Source organism: Psychrobacter proteolyticus (assembly GCF_003350005.1).
GTDB classification, from domain to species: Bacteria; Pseudomonadota; Gammaproteobacteria; order Pseudomonadales; family Moraxellaceae; genus Psychrobacter; species Psychrobacter proteolyticus.
Genome location: NZ_QLKS01000002.1, coordinates 558428 through 576708, shown reverse-complemented (window position 1 = coordinate 576708; position 18281 = coordinate 558428). Strand labels below are relative to the sequence as shown.

17 protein-coding genes are annotated in these 18281 nt (G+C 42.7%); 9 read left to right on the top strand and 8 right to left on the bottom strand.

Annotation, left to right across the window (positions count from 1 at the left end; genetic code table 11):
• Positions 1–34: 34 nt before the first annotated feature.
• From DXK30_RS06865 to glnE, 4 genes are all read right to left on the bottom strand, one after another.
• The gene (locus DXK30_RS06865; protein ID WP_114701056.1) at positions 35–901 is read right to left on the bottom strand and encodes a glycosyltransferase; all 867 of its coding nucleotides are present in this window, start codon (positions 899–901) and stop codon (positions 35–37) included.
• A gap of 107 nt (positions 902–1008) precedes the next feature.
• Positions 1009–1845: a glycosyl transferase gene (locus DXK30_RS06860; protein ID WP_114701055.1), complete on the bottom strand. Its 837-nt coding sequence runs from the start codon at positions 1843–1845 to the stop codon at positions 1009–1011.
• A 106-nt stretch (positions 1846–1951) separates the two neighbouring features.
• A complete protein-coding gene (locus DXK30_RS06855) occupies positions 1952–2881 on the bottom strand; it encodes a branched-chain amino acid transaminase (RefSeq protein ID WP_101204426.1) in 930 nt (309 codons plus the stop codon).
• Positions 2882–3257: 376 nt separating this feature from the next.
• On the bottom strand, positions 3258–6122 hold the full coding sequence (glnE, locus tag DXK30_RS06850; RefSeq protein WP_114701054.1) for a bifunctional [glutamate--ammonia ligase]-adenylyl-L-tyrosine phosphorylase/[glutamate--ammonia-ligase] adenylyltransferase: 2865 nt from the start codon (positions 6120–6122) through the stop codon (positions 3258–3260).
• A gap of 408 nt (positions 6123–6530) precedes the next feature.
• On the opposite strand from glnE, the gene tusD reads away from it, so the two are divergent.
• The 4 genes from tusD (at position 6531) to DXK30_RS06830 (ending at position 8126) form a co-directional block, all read left to right on the top strand.
• On the top strand, positions 6531–6998 hold the full coding sequence (gene tusD, locus DXK30_RS06845; protein WP_114701053.1) for a sulfurtransferase complex subunit TusD: 468 nt from the start codon (positions 6531–6533) through the stop codon (positions 6996–6998).
• A gap of 67 nt (positions 6999–7065) precedes the next feature.
• On the top strand, positions 7066–7389 hold the full coding sequence (locus DXK30_RS06840; protein WP_101204423.1) for a hypothetical protein: 324 nt from the start codon (positions 7066–7068) through the stop codon (positions 7387–7389).
• A gap of 54 nt (positions 7390–7443) precedes the next feature.
• Positions 7444–7773, top strand: a complete 330-nt coding sequence (locus DXK30_RS06835; protein ID WP_114701052.1) for a hypothetical protein — start codon at positions 7444–7446, stop codon at positions 7771–7773.
• A gap of 8 nt (positions 7774–7781) precedes the next feature.
• Positions 7782–8126 carry a TusE/DsrC/DsvC family sulfur relay protein gene (locus tag DXK30_RS06830; RefSeq protein ID WP_224737920.1) on the top strand — a complete coding sequence of 115 codons (345 nt, stop codon included), beginning with the start codon at positions 7782–7784 and terminating at the stop codon, positions 8124–8126.
• Positions 8127–8281: 155 nt separating this feature from the next.
• Here the strand turns inward: DXK30_RS06830 and DXK30_RS06825 are convergent, their stop codons facing one another.
• A complete protein-coding gene (locus DXK30_RS06825) occupies positions 8282–8842 on the bottom strand; it encodes a tRNA (cytidine(34)-2'-O)-methyltransferase (protein ID WP_114701050.1) in 561 nt (186 codons plus the stop codon).
• Positions 8843–9099: 257 nt separating this feature from the next.
• Here DXK30_RS06825 and DXK30_RS06820 point away from each other — a divergent pair, with 257 nt between their 5' ends.
• Positions 9100–9240, top strand: coding sequence for an entericidin A/B family lipoprotein (locus DXK30_RS06820; RefSeq protein WP_057759705.1), 141 nt, complete (start codon positions 9100–9102; stop codon positions 9238–9240).
• A gap of 100 nt (positions 9241–9340) precedes the next feature.
• Here DXK30_RS06820 and hemW read toward each other — a convergent pair whose 3' ends face one another.
• Positions 9341–10651 (bottom strand): radical SAM family heme chaperone HemW, encoded by a 1311-nt coding sequence (hemW, locus tag DXK30_RS06815; RefSeq protein ID WP_114701130.1) that lies wholly within the window; start codon positions 10649–10651, stop codon positions 9341–9343.
• A gap of 316 nt (positions 10652–10967) precedes the next feature.
• Here hemW and DXK30_RS06810 point away from each other — a divergent pair, with 316 nt between their 5' ends.
• From DXK30_RS06810 to accC, 4 genes are all read left to right on the top strand, one after another.
• The gene (locus DXK30_RS06810) at positions 10968–11447 is read left to right on the top strand and encodes an EVE domain-containing protein (RefSeq protein ID WP_114701049.1); all 480 of its coding nucleotides are present in this window, start codon (positions 10968–10970) and stop codon (positions 11445–11447) included.
• Positions 11448–11867: 420 nt separating this feature from the next.
• Entirely contained in the window at positions 11868–13235 is a 1368-nt protein-coding gene (locus DXK30_RS06805) for an MATE family efflux transporter (RefSeq protein ID WP_114701048.1), read from the top strand.
• 240 nt (positions 13236–13475) lie between these two features.
• Positions 13476–13907, top strand: a complete 432-nt coding sequence (gene accB / locus DXK30_RS06800) for an acetyl-CoA carboxylase biotin carboxyl carrier protein (RefSeq protein ID WP_102092842.1) — start codon at positions 13476–13478, stop codon at positions 13905–13907.
• Positions 13908–14032: 125 nt separating this feature from the next.
• Positions 14033–15394, top strand: a complete 1362-nt coding sequence (gene accC, locus DXK30_RS06795; RefSeq protein WP_057759692.1) for an acetyl-CoA carboxylase biotin carboxylase subunit — start codon at positions 14033–14035, stop codon at positions 15392–15394.
• Positions 15395–15547: 153 nt separating this feature from the next.
• Here the strand turns inward: accC and DXK30_RS06790 are convergent, their stop codons facing one another.
• Both DXK30_RS06790 and leuA read right to left on the bottom strand, forming a co-directional pair.
• The gene (locus DXK30_RS06790; protein WP_114701047.1) at positions 15548–16183 is read right to left on the bottom strand and encodes a hypothetical protein; all 636 of its coding nucleotides are present in this window, start codon (positions 16181–16183) and stop codon (positions 15548–15550) included.
• 217 nt (positions 16184–16400) lie between these two features.
• On the bottom strand, positions 16401–18185 hold the full coding sequence (gene leuA / locus DXK30_RS06785; RefSeq protein ID WP_114701046.1) for a 2-isopropylmalate synthase: 1785 nt from the start codon (positions 18183–18185) through the stop codon (positions 16401–16403).
• Positions 18186–18281 lie beyond the last annotated feature (96 nt).

Genomic DNA, 18281 nt, shown 5'->3' with positions numbered 1-18281 from the left:
ACTTAAAGAAACTTATAATTATTTGATCGAAAAATCAGCGCTTAAAGAGCCTAGAAAACAGTGATTTAGAAACACTCGGGCGAGTGACTTTATTACCATTGTAGCCTTGTTGAGATTTTTTTGGAAAATTACCGAATGGCTCAATTCGATAACTTTCTAGATCATATCCAGCAGTAAGCGCTTCATTATAGTAGGTATCGAAAAGATCGACCAAATCCTGTCTTGGATGTGGTAACACCTCACCGTCAAACCAATGCTCAATTCCTTCCTCATTCACTCTAGGTAAGGAGTACTTATGACTGAATTGCGTTCCCATATCCGAATAATGCAAAATTTTGATTTCTTCTATTGCTAAGTCTTCACCATCGATACAGTTATAGCTATCTTGATAAGGCTCAATCAGTTGCGTGTTTTTCTTAAACAAAGCCATCATCTCTTTGTGACTTTTGGGATCTTTTTTAAGTTTCTCGATAGGCAAAACCACATTTTTTGCAGCATCACAATCCCACACACAGGTGCATAGACGAGTCATATCAGCATTTGCTTTGGCGGCTACTATAGACTGCCCTTGGATAGGATGCTGCCATAGCTTTGCTAGATCGTCTAAAATGACAACATCAGCGTCCATATAGATCGCACGTCCAGAGTAATTGCAATACTCTGGAATCGCCCATCTAAAACCAGAAAAAGGCGTTGACCACTTAGTAGTATCCCAACCCTTACCAGTCTCAGGATTTGAACACCAGTAGCTATCCGGATCGCGCGATAACTGCATCCATACTATTTCTACTGGCATACTAGTATGTTTATGAATACTATAATCTAGAACCATCATCTGCTCTAAATCACAGTTATTTGGGTCACAGCCAACAAAGACTCTGATGGTATCATTTGTTTTCATAATTCTATCCATTCACTGGGTAATGCTTCTATCTTCACGAATATAAAGATAGAACACATCAATACTAACGTTTGCTGATATGACAATACTTAACTAGAGAATAAAATCTACTCTTTCCAGTACTTCTCAATCCACCCTACTGGCAAGATAAAATGACGCAAATGGCGCAATGGGCGTTTCAAGTTTTTAGGCTCAGTAAGTCTTTTTAAATGGTCTTTAGCATTATTGGCGGCGTTTTTATTGTATCTACCTTCGATAGCGTGCGTAGGATACAAATCACCTGGGAAAATGACAATACGAGCGCCTTTAGGAATCTTCGGTTCTTTGAGGTAGTTAAGCGGAAATGGTTGGCGACATTTACGTCTAAAGTGTGCGACCCAAGCTTTTGGAAATAGTTTTACACCACCTGGTGCATTGCGGGTGACAAAGCGCTGCTCAAAACGATATTCATCAGCGATACCTTGTGGATCAGCTTTGAACTTCTCTTGAAGTGAAACAAGTGACCCTATCTGAAATCTAAAGCAAGATGTCTGCCCTAAGCGCTCTAATGGATTACTCGGGTTGTAAGACAAGATAACATCATCTGGTTCGCCATATTCAAAGAAAGGATCGAGGCTATCGACGATGATCACATCCAAATCTACGAATAATACTGTCCCTGTTAAATCACCGAGCTTTTCACCCCACAAACGAGATTTCGGCCACTTTCCTAACGTATTGGTTGGCATAGTGACATCTAATGGTGGCAATTCTTGACATTCGATTTCTGGACGTACATCAGTCGTATCATCCGTAAAACAGACAAAGCGAAACGGTGGTGTAATATTACGAGATACCATACCATATAGTTTATTTGCGTAATCAGCACCGTACTTTGTACCCCATTTAATACAAATAATTTGTTTGATATTTTTATTATCGACTGTACTAGAATCTATTGGCATTGACTGCTCACTTTAATCGTATGAATAAATATGATGGCTATATTAGCATAAAAAAAAGACTGAACAATTATGTTGAGCCTTTTTGGTCTTTAAAGTAACGGCATTATCAATCAATAAAGCTTAACCAGTCCATATATTTCTCATTACGACCATGAACCACATCAAAGTATAAGGTCTGTAGTTTTTCAGTCAACTCACCGCGACCACCATTACCGATGATACGATCGTCATATTCACGAATAGGCGTGACTTCTGCAGCGGTACCTGTCATAAATATCTCGTCAGCTAAGTAAAACTCATCACGAGTGATGCGGCGCTCGATGACATTGATACCTAGGTCAGCTGCGAACTGCAAGATAGTACGACGAGTAATACCGTCTAATGCACCACCTGATAGGTCTGGCGTATGTAGCTCACCATTTTTTACTAAAAATAAGTTCTCGCCTGCGCCCTGACATACAAATCCTTGTGGATCCATCAAGATAGCTTCGTCATAGCCATTGCGCGTCACTTCTTGGTTGGCCATGATAGACACAGGATAGTTACTAGAGGCTTTAGCCTTACACATAGTCACGTTTGGCATGTGATGCGTATATGATGACGTTTTTACACGGATACCATTTTTGATGCCTTCTTCACCAAGATAAGCACCCCAATGCCAAGCAGCAACCATTGCATTGATGCTGTTGTCACGTGAAGACAGGCCAAGTTTTTCTGCACCTACCCAAATGAGCGGACGAATATAAGCTTCTGCTAAGTTGTTTTGCTTGACCACATCCTTATGTGCTTGCTCTAGAGTGGCAGCATCAAAAGGTACGTCCATTTGAAAAATTTTGGCTGAGCCAAGTAGACGCTCGGTATGTTCTTTTAGGCGGAAAATAGCAGTACGATTATCCGCTGTTTGGTAAGCGCGTACGCCTTCAAACACAGCCATACCGTAATGCAAGCTATGTGTAAGCACATGAACTTTAGCATCTGGCTGTTCGATCATTGTGCCATTCATCCAAAGCTTACCATCTTGTGTTGCCATATTCATTTTATTGTCCTTATGCTAGCACTGACGTCTAACTTTTTTTAGGTAGGTTTTATTTAACAGTATTGATCAACATCGTATGATAACACCGCAGCGTCAATTTTTATTGCCTAAACAACAGCTTCATTATGACAAACGACTGACAGTATTATGATGATGTGTGACCGATTATATCACTGGCCGTCTTGGCAAATGAAATCTTTTGGTTTGGCACTATATGGTTTTTAATTATATCGTTCCTAGCTACCGATTCTATCCATAGTTTTCGTTTATAGCTTTTATTGATAGTTTTTATTCATAGTTTCTATTTATCATAACGCATTACAGTTTAAGCGTCTCTTGGACTATCGGCAAGGCCTTAATCATACGAGTTACGATATTACTCGTCGTCTGTCTCTACGCCCATGAGATGCTGCCACTGTGACTGTACTAACGCTCGCGTCTCCTGCCATAATGACTCATCAACGAGCAAAGACTGCTCTGATAGTGCTAACTGATGCGTAGCAGCACGTATCCTTAGATAGGCATCAGTCAAATCCTGACAGACTTGGTCATCCCAAATACTAAGCAAAGCAACTTCTGCAAAAATTCGCACATTATCGCTCCATTTAGTCAAACTTGGATATTCATGCGAGTAAGCCAATACAGCAAACTGTGCTAAGAACTCAATATCTACAATCCCGCCTGCATCTTGCTTAAGATGAAACTTACCCGCTTCCTGCTGCCATTGACTCGTGCCTAGATGCTTTTGCATTTTGATACGCATGCTGGTGACTTCACTACGTACTTGATCCAGTGTCCGTGGCAATGACAATACGTCGCGGCGAATATCACAGAAGCGTGCAGTGACTCGTCTATCTCCGCAAATCGCACGAGCACGTACCAACGCTTGATGCTCCCATGACCATGCTTTATCCATTTGATAGGTTTCAAACGCATGACAAGACACTACCATCATGCCAGCATTTCCTGAAGGCCGCAGACGCATATCAATCTCATAAGCACGGCCATCACGTGTTTGAGTATTGAGATAATTCATCAGCTTTTGTACAAGACGCGCGGCAAACTTCATACCGCTGACTGATTTTTCACCAGTAGTCATACCTTGCTCTTTTATCTTGTGTAAAAATACCAAGTCCAAATCTGAAGAATACGACAGCTCTAAACCTCCAAGCTTGCCATAACCGATAATCGCAAAGCCGCAGTCCGCTTCAGTGACCGGATCGCCATCTTGGCCAATAGGATACCCATAACGATTAACAATTTCTGCAAAAGCGCGCTCCAATGCGGCTTCTAATACGACCTCAGCGATGTAAGTCAATGAATCTGACACTTTCATAATCGGGCGTTCAGCCAATACATCACTAGCAGCGACCGCCAACACTTGATTCTTTTTAAACAGACGTAGGACGCTCAACAGCTCTTCTTCATCGTTTGGCTCGACGCGTAGCAACTGTTGACGCAAGATATCACGCAGCTCACGTTTATCTGGTAGATGGCGATAACGCTGCTGCAAAAATGTATCCAATAATACAGGATACTGAGCCAACTCTTTTGCGATCCACGGGCTGGCAGATAACATTGGAATCAGCTCAATCGTTGCATTGGGGTTTTCAGCAATCATGACCAAGTAGATAGAACGGCGGCAAATCGCTTCAAGCAGTGAGATCAATCTTGGTAAAGCAGTATTGGCAAGTTGCTGATGTTCTTGATGCGCTAACAACGCATGGACAATGACAGGATATGCGTCGTCTAAACGCTCTCTGGCCTCATCACTTAAGTTAGCTACCATTTTTGATTGCCAAAAGTTCTGTAATAACTCGCGATTTTCTTCTGTCAGCACTTCATTTAAACGGGCAATTTGCTCATCTAAGTGCTCTGGTTCTAGGTCGGTATCTTCGTTATCAGGTACTTGGCGCTCAGTGACCATACGCTCAAACGGCACATTGACACTTTCGCGATGACGATTAAGCTGATCTAATAAGGCATTCCAGTTTTCAAAATTTAGCGTCACTGCTAGATTATGCTGCCACTGCTCATCGTGTGGTAAGCGCTGGGTCTGCTGATCATTAATCGCTTGAATAGCATGCTCAAGCCGGCGTAAGAACCGATACGCGGCCTGTAGCTGCTCATAAGTTGAATGTTCCAGATAGCCAAGCTCACATAATACTTGCATCGCTTGCAAGCAAGGTTTGATTTGCAGCTGTGGATGCCGGCCACCATAGATAAGCTGAAAGGCCTGTACGATAAACTCAATATCTCTAATGCCGCCCGCACCAAGCTTGATATTGTCCAAGTCTTCACGCTGTGCAACTTGATTTTGAATAAGAGATTTCATTTCTCTCAATGCTGAAAACGCACTGTAGTCCACGTAATAACGAAAGACAAATGGCTTAATCAGCGATTGTATCTCTTCATAAAATGGTTGGTCTATTTGTCCGACTACGCGTGCTTTTAACCAAGCAAAACGCTCCCATGCACGCCCATGCATCGTAAAATATTTTTGTAATGCGGACAGATGAATGGCCAAGTCACTTCCATCGCCCCATGGACGTAAGCGCATATCTACTCGAAAGACAAAACCGTCAGCGGTCTTGTTATCAAGCAGTTTAATAATGCCTTGACCCAATCTGGTCATAAAGCGTTTGTTGTCTATGCTACGTGTGCCTTTTGCCTTATTGCCATTGGTCTCGCCGCGTGCTTGATGTACAAAGATAAGGTCAATATCACTTGATAAATTCAGCTCTTGCGCACCAAGCTTACCCATGGCCATAATCGCCATATCATCAATCTGTATATTGCCTTGTTCATTGATAAAGGTCGGCTCGCCATATTTAGCAACCAAATGCTGATAAGTATAATCTTTAGCAAAAGAGATACAGCCATCTGCAAACTCAGACAACTCATCGGTCAGCTGCTCCAGACTGATCGTTTGCAAGGCATCTTGCCAAATCCAGCGCATCATTAGTAGCGTGCGCAAGTGACGCAGACCACTCATGACCTTGATTTCATCAGCGAGTTGATAGTTCTCATCTAACGTATAATCTTGTATCAGATCATCGATTTGCTGACGGGTCAGCGTACTATTCAATGGATAGCTACGCAAAAACGTCTGACATGAAACGGTCCGACTCTCCCAAATCTGATAAGCAAATTCGCTCGCTGTCTGCAGGACTTGCAGTTGTTCTACGGTAGGCTGATAATCTGTACCATTGTTCACACGTGAGGGCATAGCAGGTAACATAGTGACAAAAACTCCTTACATAGAATGGTAAGACTACGTGAACCTAGCTCATAAGTTTATTGTTTTTTCTTACGAGGCAGTCACAGCATCAAATAATAATACTCAATGTGCCTACACTTGAGATAAAACCACGTTAAATAACAGTGACTCTACTTGGTTTGCGGCGCTTTATGTTAGCATAAACATCTTTGATAGAGACGACGCACCTCTCTTTTATGACATAACGCTATTTGATGTGACAGTATGATCCGCTGTATGTCGCATTATCAGTATAAATTCTGTTTTCTGTCACGCAAATTTGCACACAAGCACTATAATAATAACGACCAAATTACTTTATACAAAGCACTTATAGCAACTCGGCCATAATTTTTAAACTCTAATTTATAATATGTGATACCGCACCTTATGACGACCACTTCCCCGTTACTACTGATTACTGCTGACCCTAGTCACCCATTGGCACACTTGGCGTTACGCTACGCACGTGCTTATCTGAAGGGCGCAGCGAATAGTCATGATATTGATAACAATGACACTAATAGTACAGGTACAGGCAGCAGCGATAATGCTGCCTCTGAACAACCTCTGCTCAATGTCTTCTTTTATGGCGACTCGGCTCACATAGCCAATCGCTTGCGTTGGCAGTCAGCCGATCAATTAGACTTGACCAAAGAATGGCAGTCTTTGGCTGAGCAGTATCAATTACCCCTGCCTGTCTGTGTCAGTACAGCACTCAGCCGCGGTGTGAGTGATGTAGACAACAGCTCACGTCACCAGCTTGACGGTGCCAATCTTGCGACAGGGTTTACCTTAGTGGGACTCAGTGAGCTTGCGATGATGATGCAGGATAACTGTCGTTTGATACAGTTTTGATAGCGTGTCGTTTGATGGTTTGTCTATTAACATCACTGGTAGCGGTAACTATTTTTAGGAATACATAATGAGATTATTAATTCAGCTGCACACGCCCACTGAAGCAGCAAGCTACGAAGGTTGTGCGCTTGCGCTAACTTTAGCGACATTTGGTCATGAGGTGCAATTGTTCTTAGATGCGCCGGTCTTTGGCTTATTGATGCAATCTGACTCGCGGCTGCATGGCATGATTCAGTCACTTGAGCTTTATGACATGCCTGCAGCTTGGCTACCTGATGATGTCTTTAGTGGCTGGGTCACCGGTATGTTGCCGACAGATCTGGCATCACAGCTCACACTTGTGCCAGAGGTCATCAACTCACAAGACTTTGAGCAGATACTTACCTTTTAAATCGCTATATTACTTAGATTTATAAAATAATAAAGCACGTAATCGGACACTTTTATGGCAACTTTATATCAATTGCATAGCACGATGGCTACCCTTAGACGCAGCACCGAAGAGATGTCTCGCACTTGGCGCACGGGTGACAGCATCCTTCTGCTTGGCAGCACCCCTGCTTTTATCGACTGGCTCAATGCTTATTTAAATGATAGCGATATAGATGGTATTGCTGGTATTTACGCATTAGCAGATGACATCGCCCAGCTAACAGCAAATACAAATGGCAAACTTAATTTAGAGACTAAGTTGACTGCTATTTTAACCGACGCAGAATGGGTGAATCTGACTCAGAGCAGTCAGTTTGACAAAATGGTGACAATTGCCTTATGAGTAATGACATGACCACTCACAACGCTGCATTATCAGCAGCTGATATCGAATTAGATCAAGACGGCCATCTATGTGACCATACGATTTGGACACCTGTTATCGCGCAGCAATTGGCAGACACACTAGAGGTCAATCTGAGCGATGAGCATTTAGAAGTTTTGCAACAAGTGCGAGCGTTTTTTGACAAATTTAATCACGCGCCAGCAACCCGTCCATTAATCAAATGGCTACAAAAGACTTTGCCAGAGCTCGATATTAGCAATCAAAAGCTACAGCAATTGTTTAATACAGGTTTGGTCGCGCGTCATGTCAATCGCTTGGCAGGATTACCCAAACCACCAAATTGTTTATAAGTACTTTATAAGTACTTTATAAGTGCTTTATAAGTGCTTTATAAACGATAAGATATGCTCGATGTCGCACTAGAAACTCATCATATGCTTTGAGCAGTGTATAACTGCTCATTAAGTACGCAAACTAAGTCTATAGTTATTGCTTTGTAGAATCGCTATTTTGGGTCGTAGACTGTCAATGTCTCATAACCAACGCTACGACCTTCATCACCTGCAAATCCTTGCTGGCGCCATATCTCGTACAAACAAATGGCTACGCTATTTGATAAGTTCAAACTGCGCGAGTCAGCTAGCATGGGTAATCTTAACCAGTTATCAGCACCGATATCTTCACGTATATCATCTGCCAGACCTGCCGTTTCAGAACCAAAGACTAGCGCAATATTTGGCATAGCAGCCTTATTAGATGCTTCAGAGTCCGAGGGTTTACCAAAGTCATAATCGTAGAACGGTTTGCTCAGTTTGGTTGTCAATGCCGTAACCACATGGCAATCAGCGGCTTGTAGAGCTTGTCTCGCAGCTGTCCAATCGTCATGCACTTGCAAATGAGCATATTCATGATAATCAAGACCTGCGCGGCGCAGCTTTTTGTCATCAAGCTCAAACCCTAATGGTCTGACTAAATGTAGCTGTGCGCCGCTATTGGCACACAGTCGAATAATATTGCCAGTGTTACTCGGCATTTTTGGTGCTACTAACACGATATGAATGGTCATTCTTACTCCACAAATATTCAACGCTCTATTATTTAAATTTATGAGCAGTAGGTAATCGAAAGTTACAGTTTACTGCTAATAATTACATTTTGATACTGTGCAGCGTTTTTAACTTTCACTATGATGTCTGTAATGGATAACGCGATAGCATTTATGTGTGACTGTCTCATCCAATACCCCTTCAGTGAAGCTTGAGCACGATGCTTAGCGTCACTGTTGTGATTTATAACCATTCATTTATCTTTGAGGATACTATTATGAAAAAAGTAATCATCGCATCTTTAACTGCTATGTTCGTTCTAACTGGTTGCAACACGTTCAAAGGCTTTGGCCAAGACGTATCAAGCGCTGGTGATGCTGTAACTGGCGGCGCACAAGAAGTACAAAACAAAATCTAAGGTCTGCTTTTTTTAGATTTTAAAAGGGCTTATCATTTATTTGATAAGCCTTTTTTGTGTTCTTACTTCGTTGCTGTTAAACATTCACTCAAGCACGATTTTATAAAAACGCGCGTAATATCTGATTGAGATAACGCTGCCCTAATATAGTCGGTTGCAACTGCGTATCACTATCTACCAACAGCCCTTGTTTGACCAAACTGTTTACTTGTTCAGCAATACTATCAAGCGTTAATCCAGTTCTCTTTTCGAACATAGACCAAGCGACACCGCCATGTAAGCGCAGTGCGTTTAGCATAAACTCGCTCACTAACTCATCTTGATCAATCGCTTGCCAGCCAACCATTTTTGGTGTGATTTGGCGTATCTCAGACATCTCCATGACATCTGGATTCATTACTACATAATCTTTTGGCAAACGTGATTTGCTAAAGCGGTAGATACCTGACGCTACTAACAAGTCATCTTCCATTTTATCTTTTACGTCTGATGAATGACCACCATTGCTATCGTTACAACCAATCGTTACTTTGCCATGAGCTCCAGCGCCGATGGCTAAATAGTCGCCAAACTGCCAATAGTTGATATTATGACGACATGGTTTGTCTGACGCACCTGCCCATGCTGATACCTCATAATTGCTATAACCTAATTGCTGTAATAACGCTTGCCCTGCTTGTTCGATATCTGCCAAATTGTCTTCATCGGGTAAAATAGGCTGGCTACGGTAAAACACGGTATTTGGCTCAATAGTCAGTTGATACCAAGAGATATGCGTTGCACCAGCATCATGCGCCATTTGGATATCTTCTAGCGCTTCATTCATGGTTTGCTGCGGTAGACCGTGCATCAGGTCGACGTTGACCCGTGCAAATCCAGCCGCTTTGGCAGCGCGAATTGCTGATAATGCTTGTACAGGATCATGAATACGCCCAAGTACTTTAAGCTTGTCAGCAGCGAAGCTCTGTACGCCGATAGACAGACGATTGATACCAACCTTTAGATACTGCGCAAATGGTGCATGCTCAAGCGTGCCAGGATTGGCCTCCATCGTGACTTCGATGTCTTCTGAAAATTCAAAACATGTACGTAAACCAGTAAACAGTCGCTGATACTGAGAAATGGGTAGCAAAGACGGCGTACCACCACCGATAAATATCGAACCAATTTTTCGGTTCTGAGTTAAAGGTCGCTGCATCGCGGCGTCTAACAATAATGCATCGACGTATTTCTCATACATGGATAGCTCACTGTCTATCGGTAGCTCATGCGAATTAAAATCGCAATAAGGACATTTCTTCACACACCACGGGATGTGAATGTAAAGAGACAATGGAATGTCTGTCACATCTACCGCGATAGTATCCGTCGTTGTTTCAGTAAGACTTAACGTATTCAGGTCATTTGGCATACTGTCTGTATTCACTTTGGGCATAAATAAACTTATTTTGTAGTGAGCAATAATGATCGATATCAAAAGTAACGCTAGGATAGCGACTAGATGAGATAAAGAAAAGCCTATCTATCATAAAATTATTAACAAAAACACGTATAAACGCCCTATTCACCATAGCAACTTATGGGCAATATATAGAGAATCTGTTAAAAACAGCCTCTACTAAGAACAGAAACTATTAAAAACGGGTTTGAGAGTGAGTCAATAGAAACTAACTCTGATAATTTTAAGCACAAATTGAAAAATAAACAAAAAATCGAAGGACAAATATATGGCGTATTGGTTAATGAAATCCAACCCTAAATTTTTTGGTATTGAAGATTTGCAGCGCTTGGGCACCGACGGTTGGGACGGCGTTCGCAACTACCGTGCGCGTAACTTTATGCGTGATGATATGAAAGTTGGTGACAAGGTATTCTTTTATCACTCTAGCGCCAAGCCGTCTGGAGTCGCTGGTATCATGACAGTCACTACAGCAGGGTATCCCGATCCTACTCAGTTTCACCCTGAACACCGTCACTATGATCCTATTGCGACTGAAGATGCACCTCGCTGGTATATGGTCGATCTTACTTTTGAGCAAGCTTTTACAGAGGTATTGCCACTATCAGAGCTAAAGTTTTTGCCAGCTTTGGAAGATTCTTTATTACTAAGGAAAGGCTGTCAGCAATTAACAGTGATTCCATTAGAGCCCAAGCATTGGCGGGCGATTATGGATATGGCGGAGACACTTGAGTTGTTGCCGGAGTAAACTTATTAAATCATCTCTGAGCTATTGGCTATTGGCTATTGGCTATTGGCTATTGGCTATTGGCTATTGGCTATTGGCTATGAAATAGAGTACAAAAAACCTAAGATTAATGCCTGCATAGCGGCGCTAAAGCGTTGACATCATAGTGTGGCTTCTTTACCATCTTACTATGTATATGACCTGTCAATCCACTACTTGGATCGACGGGTTATTTTTATTTTAGTGTCTTTACTTTTATTTTCATACTCTGCCTATCTACTTATGCAACATTATAAGCTTGCTCATATTATTTATCGGAGTATTATCGTCGGCACTACACTCTCCTTGCTGTGTCAATCTTAGTCGATTGATAGCAGTGTTTGTTTATTAATAATAAATACCTTAATAACAATTACCGCAAAGAATAAAAAGTTGCTTACCATGGTTTTTCCATTGTCTTTCAAAGATTTTAAAAGCTACAGCTTACGTTTAGGCGTACTTGCCCTCCCTATTTTGATTACTCAGTTTTGTCAGGCCGCACTTGGCGTGGTCGATGCCATCATGGCAGGTCAAGTCTCGGCGCTTGATTTGGCTGCGGTAGCCGTTGGGTCTGGTATTTGGCTACCATTGTTTTTATTGGCCACAGGTGTGCTTATCGCCACCACGCCGCTTATTGGTGAAGCAATTGGTCAAGACCAGCACGGCCAAGTACCTCATATCACGCAGCAGTCCTTATGGACCGCAGGTGTCATTGGCATTATCGGTTTTATCATTGTCAATTTGGCTCCCAATGTTCTTGGCATTATGGGTGTCCCAGAAAACATTCAGCCGATAGCGACGCAGTATTTACATGGTGTCTCATTTGGTTTCCCAGCGCTCGCTGTATATGCCGTTCTACGCAGTTATTGCGAGGCATTGGGTCGTCCTGAGCCTGTTACTGTCATTAGTATCATTGGCCTACTTGCAGATATTCCTTTGAACTATATTTTTATTCATGGGTTATTTGGCATGCCAGAAATGGGCGGTGCAGGCTGCGGGGTGGCGACAGCAATGGTGTTATGGATAAATGTCCTATTGCTTGCGGCCTATACTAGCTTCACGAAACGTCGCGAATTTGTGAGCACGCGATTTTTTTATGGCTTTTCTAGCCCTAATCGTACACAGATCAAAAAGCTGTTAAAACTTGGTATTCCTATTGGTATCTCCATCTTCTTTGAAGCCAGTTTATTTAGCTTAGGCGCACTCGTTATCAGTCCATTGGGTGAGCTGGCAACCGCATCGCATCAAGTGGCGCTGTCAGTGACCTCACAGCTATTTATGATACCGATATCTGTCGCCATGGCGCTCACTATCATGGTCTCCAATCGGTTTGGTCAAAAAAACCTATTAGCACTTCGCCAAGTGCAAGCTACTGGACTGGTATGGACCGTATTGATCGCTTTGACTTGTATGCTTGGGATATGGCTATTCAGACCAGAACTGGCAGCAGCATTCACTGATAACCCAGAGGTTAGAGCCCAGTCTATGCATTTGCTTATCTTTGCACTCGCCTATCAGTTATTTGATGGCTGGCAAGTTAACGTCGCTGGTATATTGCGCGGTATGCAAGACACCACCATACCGATGTGGGTAACACTATTTTGCTATTGGTTAGTTGCCCTACCACTTGGCGTCTATCTAGTGCGTTTCACTGACGTTGGTGCACAAGGGTTTTGGATGGCGTTGATTACAGGTTTATTCTTATCATCTATCTTACTTACGTTGCGTCTACGCTATCAGCAAAAACGCTTAACTGTGCTATGGGGTTAAATTATTTGCTTATGAATTAAATTTTATGATTATCATAAGCGTCATTTGATCATACAGACTATGAAAAATCGTAGATATTTTCTTGCTAAAAAGATGGCTTACGTCAAAATATGTAAAAATTCTCAGTTAACAACTGTACATTGATTGCTCATTGCCCTGAATCTAGGTATCATTAGCAATTAATTAGACAATATTTAGTTACACTATTTCTCGAATTTAGTACAAGGCCAGATAAAAACTATGGATATTGAAAAAATACGCACCCTCATCGCCCTTATGGAAGAAAGTGAACTGGTTAATTTAGAAATCAGTTCTGACGACGAGCATATTAGCTTAACTCGTCACTATGACGCGCCTGCGCCAACTATGATGGCTGCCCCAGCTGCGAGCGCTGCTCCTGCTGCCGCTGTCGAAGGCAAACCTGCAGAAAAAGCGGGTAGCGTTGAATCTTCACCAATGGTTGGTGTTTTCTATTCAGCACCAAGTCCTAATGACCCACCATTTGTGAAAGTCGGTCAAAAGGTTCAGGCAGGTGATACTTTAGGTATTATCGAAGCTATGAAAATCATGAACCCGCTTGAAGCGACTCAAAGTGGTATTGTTGACGAAATCTTGGTAGATAACTCTGAAGTCGTACAGTTCGGTCAACCTGTCATACGCTACAAAGCGTAACGATATTTGCCATACTTTATTTCATTATGGCTGACTTTTGGTATATATACCGCGTCAATGCTAAATAACATGATGCTATGTATCGAAACTCAGTCAATGACTGACGCTTCGACAAGGATGAACCCATGATAAAAAAATTGCTCATTGCCAACAGAGGTGAAATTGCCCTGCGCATCGTCCGCGCCTGTAAAGCGCTAGGTATCGAAACGGTAGGTGTCTACTCTACTGCAGATGCCAACTTGATGCACTTGCGCTTTGTTGATGAGGCAATTTGTATTGGCAAGCCTAATGCTAACCAAAGCTACCTTGATATCAATACCATCTTAACCGCTGCTGAAATCACTGGTGCAGATGCTATCCATCCCGGTTATGGCTTTTTGTCTGAGAATGCTGAATTTGCTGAACAAGTAGAAGAAGCAGGATTGACCTTCGTTGGTCCTAATGCTGATCATATTCGCCTTATGGGCAACAAAGTTTCTGCCATCAACGCCATGAAAAAAGCTGGCGTACCAACTGTACCTGGTTCAGTTGGCGCTGTGACCCTACATAATGCTGAAGAGCAAGCCCGCAATATCGGCTTCCCACTATTGATTAAAGCGGCTTCTGGCGGCGGTGGACGCGGTATGCGTGTGGTTGAACGCTTTGACGAACTAATTGGTCAAGTACAAGCGGCCAAACAAGAAGCTGAGCTCTGGTTCGGTGACGACACTGTCTATATGGAGCGCTATCTACAGAATCCGCGCCACGTAGAAGTACAGGTGTTGGGTGATGGTAATGGTAATGCTATCCATCTATATGACCGTGATTGCTCATTACAGCGTCGCCATCAAAAAGTACTAGAAGAAGCTCCTGCGCCTGACATCCCAGATGATGTACGTGAACCGATCTTAAAAGCTTGCGTAAAAGCGTGTGAGCTTGTTAAGTATCGCGGTGCCGGCACATTTGAGTTCTTGTTTGAAAATAACGAATTTTTCTTTATTGAAATGAACACTCGTGTACAGGTTGAGCATCCAGTGACTGAGATGATTACTGGTATCGATGTTGTGGTCGAACAGCTCAAAATTGCTGCCGGTTACGGCCTGTCTTATCGTCAAAGTGAGATTGAGATCCAAGGTCATGCGATCGAATGTCGTATCAATGCCGAAGATGCAGCGACTTTCGTACCTTGCCCAGGCACTATCAGTCAATTGTTCACGCCAAGTGGTTCTGGCATTCGTTTTGACTCTCATCTATACCCTGGCTATGAGATACCGACCTATTATGATTCATTGATTGGTAAGCTTATCTGTCACGGTCAAACTCGTCAGCAAGCTATTGCTAAGACAGTACATGCCCTTGATGAGCTGATTATCGAAGGCATCAAAACCAATATACCTTTGCATCGTGATGTAATTTTGGCGGATGATAACTTTACTCGTGAAGCGCAAAACATTCACTATCTCGAAAGAGAGCTGCTGACTGCGAATAAAGCTAAAAAAGACTCGTAGGCTAAAATACTTATAAAGTTCGCTAAGCTTATTAAATAATTTAGTCGTAACTTTAATTAAAACAGCACATAAAAAAACCGCTATTAATATAGCGGCTTTTTTATGTCATCAATAAGCTGTCAATTATACGTAAAGTACAATGGACAATCCTGATTACGGCAACACTCTATTGAAGTTCATAAAGCATTCGTTACCATCAGGGTCAGCGCACCATTGCATCTGATTACCATCATGATTGATAAATGCAATCAACGCTTCATCAGTCTGGTCGATCTGGTTACCTGAGCAATCTACTTCATTATTATCATAAACGGTCTTAATCGCAATCACTGGCAGCCCTTCTTCACGGTGGGTGACCAGATAGCGGCCGTATGTCCACTCTTTGCCACTGACAGACCACATCTCATTATCCGCACTAAAGTTATATAGCTCGCGGCACTGGTTAGACTGACCAACTGACGCAAGTAAGTTCTTACTAGTAGCTGGTTGAATGTTTAGGACCCGCTTTTCACTTTGAGTCAGTACGCCGCCGTCCATGCCCGTCATCACCTTAGGCTCTACACTGCTTGCTTGTTGCGCACTATTTGATACTGACTGGTTAACTTCCGTTTCCTTGGTCATCATGGCGTGAGTAGAATGAGCGCTGCTGTCCAAGTCTATTTCCCACTGTCCGGCAATGGCTGGACTAATATGAGTGGTGATGGTCGGCTTGGTAATAGCCTCACCGTTCGCAGGCAACGAAGCCAAAATAGATGCTAGCGTGAATGAAGCAAATGAGATAGGTTCCATAATTAACCTTTTATTTATAATATTTTAATATATACATTAGCGTAAGTCTTAGACACCAAAAACACAAGTAACATTATGCTATTGCTCATAAACCTGTAGTCGGAATGTCATAGGTATTTATGGCAAAAAATAACGCCATCGCTTTACTTGCTAGAGACAAGGAGCGATGGCGTTATTAGCATACAGAATTTTGCGTGATATCAATGACTACTTAACACTAAGCAGCTTCTGTATTTAGCGCTTGAGCAAAAGCTGATAACGCCCCTTTTAGCATGGCTGATACTGTACTGCTACAAGTACCGATGCCAGAGTATACCTCGCCATCGACATTAAGCTGTATATAAGCGGCAGCATTGGCATTGGTTTTGTTATCACTATTGGTATCATCATCGATACCATTGCCACTGTTATGATGCGGATTAATCGCATGCTCTGCATAGTTAATAATATGCAAGGATTTGCCAGTATGCTGCGCAAGTCCGTCAATAAACGATGATAATGGGCCGTTACCCGTGCCATCAATATCAATAGTATCGCTATTCATCTGTACTTGACCACTAAAGTAAACTGCGCCGCCTTTATTGTTGACGCTATAGTCTAGCAGTTCAAACTTGCCCTGCTGTAAGTAAGTATCTTCAAAGGTCTGCAAGATTTCATCATTCTGCAGCTCGCGTGCAGCCGCTTCAGCTTGCTTTTGTACCACACGGCTAAAGTCAATCTGCATCCAACGTGGTAAGTTGAAACCGTAATTACGCTGCAAGATATATGCGACGCCGCCTTTACCCGATTGGCTATTGATACGTACCACGTCTTGGTAGCTACGGCCAATATGCGCAGGATCGATGGGTAGATAAGCCACGTCCCAGACATTATCCGTTTCGCTCTGATTGCTTTCATTGTAATCAAGAGATTTTTTGATAGCATCTTGATGTGAGCCACTAAATGCCGTGAAGACCAACTCGCCTACATAAGGATGACGTGGGTGCAATGGTAAGTTATTGCATTCGCTCACAACCTGTACGATTTCGCTCATATTGCTAAAATCAAGCTCAGGATCGATACCTTGGCTAAACAAGTTCATGGCCATGACCATGATATCCATATTCCCTGTACGCTCACCGTTACCAAGCAATGTGCCTTCGATACGATCCGCACCTGCAAGTACGCCCAATTCAGCTGCCGCTACCGCACAGCCACGGTCATTATGAGTATGCAAGCTTACAATCACGTGCTCACGCTGGGCTAAATTACGGCAGAAGTACTCTACTTGATCAGCAAAGACATTGGGCATAGAAGCCTCGACCGTCGCTGGCAAGTTAAAAATAACTTCCTGACCTTGCTGTGGTTGCCACACATCACACACTGCATCGCAAACCTCTACTGCATATTCAGTTTCTGTCTGGCTAAAGCTCTCTGGCGAGTACTGAAATACCCAATCTGTCTCAGGATACTTTGCTGCATATTCTTGTAATAGCTTGGCGCCTGTAATCGCAATCTCTTTGATTTCAGCTTTATCTTTGCCATAGACTTTTTCGCGTTGTACACGGCTGGTTGAGTTATAGACATGGACAACCGCACGTTTCGCACCTTTTAATGATTCAAAAGTACGGGCAATCAAATGCTCGCGCGCTTGTACCAATACTTGTAGCGTTACATCTTCAGGTACGTGGTTTTCTTCGATAAGCTTACGCGCAAAGTCAAACTCTACCTGCGCCGCTGACGGGAAACCAATCTCAATCTCTTTAAAACCAACATCTACTAAGGTCTTAAAGAAGCGCATTTTTTGTTCAATGGTCATCGGATCAATCAGTGCTTGGTTACCATCACGCAGATCCACACTTGCCCATATCGGTGACTTCTCAATCGTCTTGCTTGGCCAAGTACGATCTGGCAGCGATGGCGCAAATGCAAATGGACGGTATTTACGGAAGTCAAAATCGGCACTTTTTGATGTGATCTTTGCAGTCCCTGTGGCTACAGTGTGCGTGGCTTGGTCAGACATAATCAATCCTTAGATGATATGGTTATTTATATATTTAGCTAGGCGATTAGCTGTTGATTAGATCAGTATTTATCATACGAGATAACTAGTGTTCAT